Below are 13,204 nucleotides of genomic sequence, written 5' to 3' on the forward strand. Positions count from 1 at the left end.
TGATGCCACCCACATACAGCGCAGCCGAGGAGCCCACTGATGGGCTTCTCGGCTGCATTGTTCAGTTAGTCCGGCTCTGTCTACGAGCTTACTCGCCGTAGTACTTAGCCTTGAGCTCTGCGACCGTAGGATCGACGATGTAGTCGTCGTAGTCCATGATCTTGTCGATGATGCCACCAGGAGTGAGCTCGATGATGCGGTTAGCTACCGTCTGGATGAACTCATGGTCATGGCTGGTGAAGAGGACGTTGCCCTTGAAGGTCTTGAGCGTATTATTGAACGCCTGGATCGACTCCAGGTCAAGGTGGTTCGTGGGGCTATCGAGGACGAGCACATTCGCATTCTTGAGCATCATGCGCGAGATCATACAGCGCATCTTCTCACCCCCAGAGAGGACTGAGGCGCTCTTGAGAATCTCCTCACCGGAGAAGAGCATACGCCCAAGGAAGCCCTTGAGGTAAACTTCGTTGGTGTCGGCAGCGAACTGTGAGAGCCACTCGACGAGGTTCATATCCGTATTGAAGTACTCCGAGTTATCCAGTGGTAGGTAGGCTTCTGTGATGGTTTGTCCCCATTCGTAGGTCCCTTCGCTGGCCTTCTCTACACCATTGATGATCTGGAAGAGAGCAGTCATAGCACGAGGGTCACGGCTGATGAAGACGATCTTGTCGTCCTTCTCTACGTTGAAGTTCAGATCGCGGAAGAGCAGCGTGCCATCATCGGCATAAGCTGTGAGGCCCTTGACTTCAAGGATCTTGTTCCCTGGGTCACGGTCTGGAGTGAAGATGATACCTGGGTAGCGACGGCTACTGGCCTTGATCTCTTCGATGTTGAGCTTCTCGAGCATCTTCTTACGGCTCGTAGTCTGCTTACTCTTAGCGACGTTGGCACTGAAGCGACGGATGAACTCTTCGAGTTCCTTCTTCTTTTCCTCAGCCTTCTTATTCTGCTGCTGTTGCTGACGCAGAGCGAGCTGGCTGGACTCGTACCAGAAGCTGTAGTTACCAGCGAACTGCTGGACGCGACCGAAGTCAATGTCCACCGTGTGCGTGCAGACCGAGTCAAGGAAGTGACGGTCGTGACTGACGACCAGCACCGTCTGCTCATACTCGGAGAGGTAGTTCTCCAGCCAAGTCACCGTCTCAAGGTCAAGGTCATTGGTGGGCTCGTCGAGGAGGAGGTTGTCAGGCTTACCATAGAGCGCACGTGCCAGGAGGACACGAACCTTCTCCTTACCGCTAAGCTCCTTCATGAGCTTGTAGTGCTGGTCTTCCTTGATACCGAGACCGCTCAGGAGCATGGCGGCATCGCTCTCAGCGTTCCAGCCTTCCATCTCTGCGAACTTATCTTCCAGCTCAGCGACGCGATTGCCATCCTCATCGTTGAAGTCGGGCTTAGCATACAGCGCATTCTTCTCCTCCATGATTGCCCAGAGGACGCTGTGCCCCATCAGGACGGTATCCATGACGGTGAAGGCATCGAAGGCGTGGTGATCCTGGCTAAGGACCGAGAGACGCTCACCAGGACCGAGGGTGATGCTACCGCGCGTAGGCTCAAGCGCCCCACTGATGGTACGTAGGAGGGTTGACTTACCAGCACCGTTGGCACCGATGATGCCATAGCAGTTACCTGGGGTGAACTTGAGGTTGACGTCTTGGAAAAGGACTCGCTTACCGAACTGTACGGCGAGGTCGCTGACTGTGATCATATTGCTTCTGGTTTATTTCTTCTTATCTGCTTAGGAGAGGGCGCGCGAAGTAAATCAGGGGATTGGCTACGTAAACCCTACTATAATATGTAGCTACCGTAGGTTATTTATGCCATGGATGCCCCTCGTACTCCACTAATATGGGTACGCAAAGGTAATACTTTGCTTTTGAATAGCACGTATTTACGCTACCAGGGCTGACGCATGATGTTTCTTCCAGCTGATTGAAGTTGGTTAGCTTTGTTCCATCAATTGTTATCCTTCAAGTTATGGGACTTCCAAGCCTCATCAGTAGCCTCAGTCTGATTGACGACCGCCGTAGCAATAAAAACAAACGCTACCCCTTGCCTCTTTTGCTCCTTATCGCCTTCTGTACAAGTATCTCTAAGCATGACTCTTGGTACACCATACAGGATTATGCCCAAGCACATGAGGCAAGTCTTAGGGAGCTTTAAAAGCTGCTCTTCGGAGAGGAGCTTGAGCATGTCACGCCCACCCCACGATACCCTCAATCGAGCTCTTCAGCTCATCCCGCACCAAGTCTTCAAACAAGCCTATCAAGACTGGATCTCAGCCCTACTTCGGTGGGATGATGAAACTCGTCAAATCTGCATTGATGGCAAGACCATGCGCGGAGTCAAGAAGCTTAGCCCTAACACCAAGTCACACATCGCATCGGCCTATAACACTCATCTTCAGCTGGTTCTCTCTGTGGATGCAGTGCCCATCAAGTGCAACGAGCTGGAGTCCATCCGTAGGCTCTTGGATGAGCTGGATGTATACCTCGGGGAGGACGGCTGGAGCAAGCGCGCAGGCGAAGCGCCCAAGAACATGGAGCTACTGGCCAAGATAGACCTCTTCATATTGCAGCGCCTCAAGGTAAAGCTGGGTAAATCAATACCGCGAGTGCAGATGCTGCTGGCCAAACTAACCCCAATGCAGTTATTCGATCTTGAGCTCTAGCAAATTTCAATTGTGTATTATGCGTTCAGCCCTGGGCCTAGAGGGATGGGATGCTTTCCTGCCCTTCCTTCTTGTCAAGATCAACATCCTATGGTGGCATTACGCATCAGCTGGAGCTAAACACCCTAGCCCATATAGCACCAGAATACCAAGCCCACAATTAACCTCTGCATCACCCCGAGTTAGGCATCTAGCCTATCCCGTTCTGCCACTTCATCATGGCTATTCGCTCGTAATCCATACTCATCTTGTAATCTCTGGAAGACTTCTGCGACATTGGGGTAGTCGCACATATGCTCTGATGCTAGAACCCCAAAGTATTCCGCTCGTTCCCGCTCAATACCACCACCATCGAAAGTCCCCCGAGTAGTCTCTCCTCGCTTATTCCACATACCTACCGAATACCCCTCCTTAAGTTCTTCAGTGTTGATATCTTCGATCGCTTGGAATATCGTCCTTTGTGGCCAGTTTGGAGAATCCTCAGGGTACTTCGCTAGCAGTTGCCCAATGTGTATATCTGCGACTTCTAGCCGATCACACTCCTCAGCTAAAGCCCTAGCAGCCTTGATCCAATCCCTCAGCTCGGTCTCATCAATCGTACCATCCTCTTGCATTCCTGGGATCTTCTTCCAAGCCTCTAGCATCAAGTAGGATCTTTCAGTTGCATTCTGTATTTGCTCCGCAGATAAGCCCTCCTGCTCCTCTCGCTGTCGATCTTTATTATTAGGTTGATACAGCCACCTTAGAAGCTGAACAAAGAACTCAGGATTGCTGGCTAACTCTTCCTCCAAATGAGGTACTCCAACTTGAGCTCCTACATCTGTAAGTAGAAGCAAGTACAACCACTCTAACCCGAGAAGTGTCTTCTTATCAATATCCGTCCTCTTATTAAGCTCTTCAAATACGCCCTCTATCTCATAACCAAGTGGACTTTGGGGTTCTTGAGATTCCTCTGTACCACATCCTCTCAAGATATCAATAAGCATATCGCTAGGGATAGGAGTCAGATGGCACCAAGCAACCTCCACTGCAGAACTGAATCGTCGATACTGGAGTAGTTTACTTATGCATACGATGATCTCTTCATCCGTGAGGCCATTAAAGTAGGGTCTCATTCGTAGCCAATACTCTCGCTGTACACCTTCGCCAAGGGAATCTATATAGTTCCACAGCTCCTGCCCCAAACGCACGGGAAAAAGGGCATTCGCCACAGCTTTATCGCTATATCCCTTCTCCAATAGTTCTTGCACTAGGGCCTGCATCCAGGAGAACTTCTCGCATCTTAGCTTCTGGGAGATGAATCCATGAGTAAAGTCAATGAGAGGAGTGTCATCCTCCAGACACAGCCACACGCTCTGCAGATCTTGCTCATCTTTTATCACCTTAGCTAAAGCCTCTCCTAAAGGATAAGGATGCTTAACTTCTAGCCTCAACCTTAAGACTCCCTCTAGGCCCAGCTCTCCCAAGAGTTCCTCCACAGCACGCTCTCGTACAGTAGCCTTTAACTCTGTTATTTCTTCAGTGGTAAGTTCTTTATGAGAACAGGTAATAGCACTTGGTACGAGAACCTTATAATAGGCATCTTCATTAAAAAGGTACATACACCTTGTTTGCACATCCTCGGGTTGTAGCTGATTGTAAAGCTGCTCGAAAGGGGACAGCTCTTCCCTCCTCAATGCCCAATTAGCATCAGGATACAGCTTGTGTTTATTCAAAACCCTTCGCAGTGTATGCCATGCTAGATTCTTCTCATGTCTAATCTCACCTACATTCTCTTGAGCCCACTTTAATATCCGCTCCCGATCCCTCGGCATACAGCCTGGTGTAGCTTCGATAAGATCAGAGAATCTAGTCTCATCACCACCACATAGACTGATAAGCATATCCACCACTTCCGAGTATACATCAAAGCGTTCTTGGTAAGTGTAGCTTAGGTCTGTCGCCTCCCAGAACATTCGCCAGCGCATCCTATGTGTGAGGGAAGCTGTCTCAGAAGAAAAGCTTGGCAACAAACTCTTCAAAAGCTTCCATGAGACATCTACATCTCTACGAAGCATCTCCCTCAAGATCTTTACCCTCTCTTCATAGGAAGCTAACGTTTGGTGATGCCTGGCCTTAAAGATTTCCTTTAGGCTATTTAGAGGTCTATTAGCTAAACTCCCTCCAGGATCTAGTGTTGCCAGCTTATGCAAGAGGAGGCACGCAGTCTTAAAATACGACGGCATCCAAGCAAGCCCTTCTAGGGCCCATAATAAACCTGTATGAGAAGCCTCAGGAACAACAAACCCTGGCTCTTCCTTAAACATATCCATGATCTCTGGAGATTCGTCTGAGAGGGAGAGACTCACAGACTCTAGGAAGACCTGAGGGGATGCTTCGGCAATAAGTGGAAGCTCCCTATTTATGGAGACCCACATTGCACCACTAGCATTTGACAATAGGCCTCCAATAATCCTGTCTACCCAGCTCTGTGGGTCTCTGAGACTAACTCCAACCTGTGGTATCGATATCAGGATCAAAGACTGAGCTAAGCCCTCTCTTACCCAGTCTGAATACGTCCTCTTTTTACTGATGTCGTCTAGTAGATCCATCTGGGATTCTAGGACTGAATTCCCCGAATGATAGGCCTGAATAAAGCACTCTTCGAGAAGCTGGAAATCCCGCTCAAGTAAGTGGACAGATATGCTCCTCCACAAGTCTAGAGGTGAGGTTAATCTCCAGGTCTCACCGATCTTCTTCAGAGGTGACTCCGGGAGATTAAGCCATTTGGCTAACACCTCCTTATATTTGGCATAGCTCGTTCCAGAAAGCTTCTCTAAAAGCTCTATATCCCCAGGGTAGCTCTCATCCCATCGACCAAGGAGAAGTGCAGGTACTATCTCTCGAATAGGCTGAGTTTTTATCCAAGTTGCGCCATAGCTAGGAAAGCCTAGGAGCTTCTTAAGGATCGTGATGTCGTGCCCCGATTCTTTCGTAAGCGTAGAGGCTTTAGATCTTGATAGCCCACTTGCTTCTAAAGCTTCAATGAGGGCATCTCTATCTACCGCTGGCAGTGTGATCGGATCCGGACTAAACACATCGTCTGCGCCTAATGGGACTAAGACATGATGCCCGCACCTCACTGCACGACTGAAGAGACCTGCATTATCGAACCTAACAATCAGATTCAAAGCATGCTGCATCGATAAGCTGATACTTCGGAAACGATCCTCATGGTCGATAATAAGTGTTGTAGAAAAGAATCGACCAGACACCTCGGAGTCACTAGCCTTCATAGTAGCAAGGATAAAGGCAATAGCCTCACCCTTCGTAGATGCTCTTACCCCTATGATGCTTGGATCCCCCTCTAGTAGCTTTATCAACGCTTCTCTTGCTACTTCCCTACCAGCAAGCACACAATCTGGAGTTAGTTCCAACTGCCTTGAGCAAGACCACTCTTCCCAGTATTCGTCTGCCGTTATAATCCCATCAGAAGAATATACACCAGCATACCCCTGAGATGCGAACCATCGGGATACAGCTGGAGCTTCATCAAGCCACTGCGCTAAGCTTATGCCATCATAGACGATCACATCCTTCCACTTCTTCTCCTCTTTCTTCTGACTAACCCACTCTTCCTTCTTCGTCCATGTCCTTGGAGTAACAAAGACGAATGTAGCATCGTGAGGAGTATATCCAAGAGGATCACCTGTGCGCTTCTCATAGTCAGCATCTGCTTTCTTCTTAGGATCCCGATCTGTACCCAGCTCCCACAAGGATATTCCTTTGGGGACGTATCTAGTCTTCTCCTTACTATCTACAATTCCATCCCATCCCCCTATATAGGTGGCACTACCCCAGGGAATATCAACCTTAGTATCCTTAGCGGTAGTTGCTCTTATCAGCCTTGAGATAAGATATGGGAAGTTCGCTTTTGACTCTGGCGTATCGGCCCAAGAAGCAAGTTGATCTCTGGTAATCATCATTATATAAATTTTCAATGTAACAGGGAGAGACCACATTTGGTATCACCCCCATGCTAATTTAGCAAATCCCCTTCACCTCTGTATATTCCTATAGATGGTATGAACGCATAGTGTACTTTCCTGCCCTCCTTGAGACTGTTGCGGCAGAGTTTTGACCTCTATTTAGAGTGCTAAGGCATCGCACGCCCAGCTCCCCGACATGCCTCTCCGAAGTGATACGCAAGCCCTTCGCCTTATCGCGAGTATTTCTCTTATCCAGCGGAGGGAAAAGTGTCCTACTCATGAAGAAAAAAGCGCCTTCCCGTAGTGGTATTCTTCTATCTATGTACGTAGTCTTAAAGACTAGGCACGTCAGTCCAAATATCCACGTACGTAGATATTAGAGCCACGTACGTAGCCCAAACTTGTCTGCTACTCGTCCGCAACTTTTATCCCTACGCACCGCAACAACCTAATATAGGATGAGGGTATGAACCTATACTGATCCGTGCGACAACCGTATAGATTGACTCAGCGAGCAATATAGGTTCGCCCCGCCCATCACAGACATCAGTATCCTCCCTGCTGTGAGGGGAGCCTATCAGCCGAAGGAGCACAGGCCACTCAGTGCTACATGATAATGTAGTACCTTTGCAGGCACGACCCGAAGCACGGGGAGCGTTATACGGAAGAGAGGGTGCCGAGCGCACTATCGACACAATAATTATATAAGAGCAAGTCAAGGATCGTAGGGCATGCGCCATTGGCAGGTCAATCGTCATTTCCTCAAGGTACTGAAGGTAGTAGCATGGATAGCTGCTACCCTCTTCGTCTTGCTCTATCTCCTCCCTCTCGGACTCTTCCGTATCCCTGCTGTACAGAAGGAGGCCGCCAGCCGTGTGGCAGGCCTGCTCACCGAGATATTTGACAGCCCCGTACAGCTGGAGCGTGTCGAGCTTATGTCCTGGACGAATATCGAGGCGCATCGCGTCGTCGTCCTCGACACCGCAGGGCGACGTATGCTCACCGCAGACCGCCTCATCGGCGGGATCTCCCTGAGCGACCTCATCACCCAGCAGGAGGTACGCATCACCTCTGCCCGACTCTTCGAGGCGGATCTCCGGCTCATCCGTGACCCGAAGACAGGCCGGCTGAATATCCAGCACACCATCGACCACCTCTCCAAGCCCAAGAGCTCGAGCAAGTCGATCCCCGTAGACATCAATAGCATCATCATACGTGACATGCGTCTCTCCCTCAGCGAAGCCGAGCGAGAGCGTCTCGTCATCAATAAGCTCTCTACCCGCGTCCGCCGCCTGCGCTTCTCGAAGGGCTATATCGGTGGCGCCATCGATGAGCTGAGCTTCACGACAGACAAGGGCTTCACCCTCTCCTCGCTCACAGGACAAGGAGAGCTACAGGGGAGCCTCCTCACCCTATCCAATCTCCAGATCCGCCTACCGAAGAGCTCGCTCTCCATCCCGCTGGCTCGTCTTGAGACGCAGCGCAAGGGGCTTGCACTCCTCGAGGAGCTGGAGCTGGGCGACACGCAGCTCACGCTCTCTGACCTCAGCATCCTCTCCCCCGCCCTCAAGGATCGCAACGAGCAGGCGACCCTGCAGGCGACCTATTGCCGCGAAGGGCTTGCAGCCGGACGTGCGAACTTCTCCCTACGCCTCCCCCGTCACATCATCCTCGAGGGTAGTGGTCGAGTCTCGTGGGATAACACAGGCGAGGTCACCAGCATCTCGACGGACATCACCGATGCCGAGGTAAGCTCTGCTGTCGTCGGCTTCATACGCCCTCACCTCCCCGCCTCTTCCCTCCCCCTCATTGAGCGTCTCAGCCGCCTGCAGAGCATCCGTCATGCGGGGAAGACGCAGTTCGTCCCTGGGAAGTCCTTCTCAGGAAAGGGCTACATCGCCTCAGCACAAGGACGCTGGGACTATGATCTCACGGGAAGCCTTGAAGGCAAGAGCCTGCGCAAGCTCACGGGGAAGGCCTCGACCCAAGGCTTCGACCTCACCCCTATCATCGGCGATCTGGCACCCGTAGGCTCGGTAGCTACGACTATTGACCTCGATGCTACGAGTAGCACCGGCACCCTTGAGGACTGGCAGGGCACGCTACAGATGGCACTCCCTTCGGTCACCTACCGCGGGCAGACCCTCCGTGGCACACAGCTCGCCGTCACCCCCGTCGGTGCACGCCGTCATAAGGTGCACCTCGAGGTCGATGACCCAGCAGCCTCCCTCGCTCTCGACGGGGTGGCAACTTTCTCGGGCCGTGCCCTGCATGCCGTAGAGGCTGATCTCCAGGTGCGCCACCTGCAGACCGACCTCTTCGGGCTCAATCCCAACAGCCCCCGTCAGACGCTCTCGCTCACGGGGCGCTTCAATATGGATGAGCTGAACATCGACCGCGGGCAGGGACGTCTCGCTATCGATCATATCTCGCTGACCTCACCACAGCGCACCCTCTCACTGGATGAGCTGAACATCCTCTTCTCGGGCAACCCCGAGGAGACGCGTATGATTTACCTCCGCTCGCCCTACCTCTCGGCGACCCTACGTGGGCACTATGTGCTGAGTGCGCTGATCCCTGACCTACGTCGCACGCTCTATCATCACTTCCCCTCGCTCGACCTCGCTCAAAGAGGAGGCGCGCGTAGCAGCGAGATCTCAGGTACAGACTTCGACCTCTCCCTCCAGCTGCACAAGATCCCCGAGGAGTGGCAGCAGGCTCTCAAGCTACCTATCGGCCTCGAGGAAGGGGCAGATGTACGGGCCTCTTATATCGGTGCCAGCCACTCGCTGGGCCTACAAGCCTCCGTCCCTACCCTCCGCCTGGGTGGTCATGAGCTACGTGGAGCGGCTCTGAGCCTTGAGGACGGAGAATTCAAGCTCACGGGTGAGGCACGTCTGGCAAGCGGCGCACAGATACAGGGCTTCGGCATGCTGACGAAGATCCTCACCGACAGCCTACACGTCCAGCTTGACCTGGGGCGTGAAGTCAAGAGTAAGCTCCACAATGGCTTCCTCAATATCGGTGCGTCCCTACACCAATACACACAGAGCGAGAACGGCCGTCCAGCACTCGGCTTCGACGTCACGCTCGATCCCTCGACCATCCGTGTACACAGCGACACGTGGAGCGTCGCACCCGCGCACCTCTCCCTCCGAGGCAAGGAGCTTCGTGTCGAAGGTCTTGATCTGGCCTCCTCAGAGCGCCGCATCAGCATCAGCGGCGCACTCAGCCCCAATCCCGAGGAGCACCTCAATATCGCCATCAAGAAGATCAACCTCCTCTACATCCTCGAGTCAGCAGGCGTGGGCTTCAACATGATCAACACCGACCTCACGGGCTCAGCTACGGCAAGTCTCCAAGGCGGGAAGATCATCGCTACGGCTGCTGTCACTTCGCCAGCACTCCATGTCAAGGGCGTCGATGTCGGCGCACTGAAGGCCGACCTCACCTTCGACAGCGGTGTCGGAAATATCATGATCGATGGGGACGTCAACCAGAGCGAAGGCGGACACAGCCATGTCACGGGCTACATACGCCCTGCAGGTGGCGCAGGTATTGACCTCACCTTCGAGGCAGAGCGTCTGCGCGCTGACTTCATAGGTAAGTTCATGGACACGCTCTTCGATCATGTACAAGGCCGTGCCACGGGTAAGATACGCCTCTTCGGGGTCTTCGAAGAGGGCGTCACCGTAGAGGGTGAAGCCGACGTCGAAGATGGGAATATCGGTGTGCGTCTCCTCGGCACGAGCTACAGCTTCTCGCACCGCCTGACCTTCACCCCCACCTCGATCATCTTCTCCAAGATCCCGATGCGTGATGATGAGGGGCATACGGGTATCGTCGATGGGGTGATACGTCACCGCTTCTTCGATAACTTCGACCTTGACCTCACCGCCTCGGAGATGCGTGGAGTGAAGGTCCTGCAGACCGCCACGAAGCAAGCATTACCTATCTACGGGACGGCCTACGGCACTGGTACGGCTCAGATGAAGGGTAAGCTCCCCAAGCTCCTCCTAGATGTGAACCTCCGCAGTGCTCCTGGTACGGACGTCGTGCTTGACTTCAACAAGACGGACGTACGCAAGGACGAGCGTCTCTTCACCTACCGTCCTCTACGTCCTCTCTCTACACAGGATAGCCTCGCCTTCGCAGACACCGTCGCACGCCCAGCCGTCGCTGCCGAGACGGAGGTCACGATGCGTATGGCCCTTCACGTCACACCCGATGCACGTCTCTCCCTGCGCCTCGGTAGTAGCCAGAGTATGCAAAACGATATCGTCACCCGCTGCGAAGGGAACCTGACGATCGAGGTGCCCCACTCGGGTTCGCCCACGACCTATGGTAGCCTAACGCTGCGCGAAGGGCAGTACACCTTCAACTTCGAGCAGTTCGCTCGTAAGCGCTTCACCCTCAAGGAAGGTGGACGCCTCGACTTCCGTGGTGACCCCATGGCAGCTATCATTGACCTCAAGGCCGCCTACGATCTGACAGCGAATATCGCCGACATCGATGCGGGGCTCTCTGCCCTCGCTCAGCGTACCAGCATCCCTGTGAGCTGTACCGTCCAGCTCGGTGGGGTCATCACGCGCCCAGACATCAAGCTCGGCGTCGAGCTCCCTGGATCGGAGCCCGAGATCGAGCGCCGTATCCAGTCGCTCCTCACCTCGGAAGACGAGCGTAACCGCCAGTTCCTCTACCTGATGACCCTCGGGAAGTTCCACACCACCGACACGAAGCAGGGCACGACGACGGTCTCCAACAACCTCACCTCCTTCGCGACGACGACACTCTCCGACCAGCTCTCTCGACTGCTCGGCAACTTCTCGAACGATATCCAGATCGGCGCAAACATCCGCACAGCCAATAGTGCACTCGACAACACCGATATTGAGCTACTCTTCTCAGGTAGCTGGCTCGATGATCGCCTCCTCATCAACGGGAACGTCGGCTACCACGACAACCCCTTCCTCTCAGGGAAGTACATCGGCGAATTTGACCTCGAGTACAAGCTCAATGCTGCTGGTACACTCCGCCTCAAGGGCTACAGCCACTACAACAGTATGTACCAGTACGTGCGTCAGTCGCTGACGACGCAGGGCCTTGGCTTCATGTTCCAGCGTCGCTTTGACTCGCTTCAGGAGCTCTTCTCACGCAGGAAGAAGAAGCCCCAGTCCGACAGCACGGCACGCCCTCAAGAGGCCGATAGTCTCCGCAAATAGGACCGCCTCCTCCCTACTCCCCAGCACACGCCGTGGGAGCGAGAGATGTATGTGCCCTTTCCCCCTTGGCAATCGCAGAGAAAAGGCGTACATTTGTGAGACAAGAGAAACCCTCAACCAAATCATAAATATCCAATAGTTATGAGCTTCCTCACACAAGACAAGCTGACGATCGTAGGTGCCGCTGGCATGATCGGCTCGAACATGGCCCAGACTGCAGCCATGATGTCTCTCACCCCCAACATCTGTCTCTATGACCCCTTCCCCACTGGCCTCGAAGGGGTAGCCGAAGAGATCCGCCACTGTGGCTTCGAAGGGCTCAACCTGACCTTCACCTCTGATATCAAGGAGGCACTCACTGGCGCTAAGTACATCGTATCCTCGGGTGGTGCTCCCCGTAAGGACGGCATGACTCGCGAAGACCTTCTCAAGGGCAACGCCGAGATCGCCGCTCAGCTCGGTAAGGACATCAAGGCTTACTGCCCCGATGTTCGTCACGTCGTCATCATCTTCAACCCCGCTGACATCACGGGTCTCGTGACGCTGATCCACTCTGGTCTCCGTCCCGAGCAGGTCACCACGCTCGCAGCTCTTGACTCTACGCGTCTGCAGAGCGAGCTGGCTAAGCACTTCGGTGTAGCTCAGAGCGAAGTCGTCGGTGCACGCACCTACGGTGGTCACGGCGAAGCTATGGCTGTCTTCTCCAGCGGTGCTACTGTCGCTGGCGAGCCTCTCTCCTCACTCATCGGTAGCGCTAAGCTCTCCACCGAAACGTGGGAAGACATCAAGCAGCGCGTCACCAAGGGTGGTGCTAACATCATCAAGCTCCGTGGTCGCTCTTCCTTCCAGAGCCCTGCATACGTCTCTATCGAGATGATCCGTGCAGCCATGGGTGGTGCTCCCTTCCGCTGGCCTGCTGGTTGCTACGTGAACATCCCTGGTCTCGACCACGTCGTCATGGGTATGGAGACCGTTATCGATAAGGATGGTGTACACTACAGCCACGAGATCAAGGGTAGCGAAGAGGAAAAGGCTGCTCTCAAGAAGAGCTACGAGCACCTCGTGAAGATGCGCGACGAAGTCATCTCTATGGGTGTCATCCCCGCAGTAGCTGACTGGAAGACCGTCAACCCTAACCTCTAAGGCGAAGCGCGCACACCGCACACTCCGACTAATAGAATCTAAAGCGCAAGGCGACTACTACAGCTTCTCTCACGAAGCATGTAGTAGTCGCCTTCTCTTTTGCCTCGCCATGAAGCATCGCTACACTGCCTTATATCCCCTTGCCTTTCTCCTCCTCACGCTACACATTTCCTCGCCCCAGCTATGGGCGCAGAGGAAGT

At 53.5% G+C, this 13,204-nt stretch carries 6 protein-coding genes; 4 read left to right on the forward strand and 2 right to left on the reverse strand.

From position 1 onward, the window contains the following. Positions 1-88: 88 nt before the first annotated feature. Positions 89-1,708, reverse strand: coding sequence for an ABC-F family ATP-binding cassette domain-containing protein (locus KO088_RS04245; protein WP_009432471.1), 1,620 nt, complete (start codon positions 1,706-1,708; stop codon positions 89-91). A gap of 269 nt (positions 1,709-1,977) precedes the next feature. Here KO088_RS04245 and KO088_RS08900 point away from each other — a divergent pair, with 269 nt between their 5' ends. Continuing rightward, positions 1,978-2,163, forward strand: coding sequence for a transposase family protein (locus KO088_RS08900; RefSeq protein WP_215493713.1), 186 nt, complete (start codon positions 1,978-1,980; stop codon positions 2,161-2,163). A gap of 28 nt (positions 2,164-2,191) precedes the next feature. Further along, positions 2,192-2,671, forward strand: coding sequence for a hypothetical protein (locus KO088_RS04250; RefSeq protein ID WP_215493714.1), 480 nt, complete (start codon positions 2,192-2,194; stop codon positions 2,669-2,671). 182 nt (positions 2,672-2,853) lie between these two features. On the opposite strand, the gene KO088_RS04255 is transcribed toward KO088_RS04250, so the two are convergent. Further along, the gene (locus KO088_RS04255) at positions 2,854-6,672 is read right to left on the reverse strand and encodes a hypothetical protein (protein WP_215493715.1); all 3,819 of its coding nucleotides are present in this window, start codon (positions 6,670-6,672) and stop codon (positions 2,854-2,856) included. A 698-nt stretch (positions 6,673-7,370) separates the two neighbouring features. Here KO088_RS04255 and KO088_RS04260 point away from each other — a divergent pair. Next, the gene (locus tag KO088_RS04260) at positions 7,371-11,861 is read left to right on the forward strand and encodes a translocation/assembly module TamB domain-containing protein (RefSeq protein WP_215493716.1); all 4,491 of its coding nucleotides are present in this window, start codon (positions 7,371-7,373) and stop codon (positions 11,859-11,861) included. Positions 11,862-12,002: 141 nt separating this feature from the next. Then, a complete protein-coding gene (locus tag KO088_RS04265; protein ID WP_188807639.1) occupies positions 12,003-13,004 on the forward strand; it encodes a malate dehydrogenase in 1,002 nt (333 codons plus the stop codon). Positions 13,005-13,204: the final 200 nt, after the last annotated feature.

Source organism: Porphyromonas bobii (genome assembly GCF_943169685.1).
Lineage (GTDB): Bacteria > Bacteroidota > Bacteroidia > Bacteroidales > Porphyromonadaceae > Porphyromonas > Porphyromonas pasteri.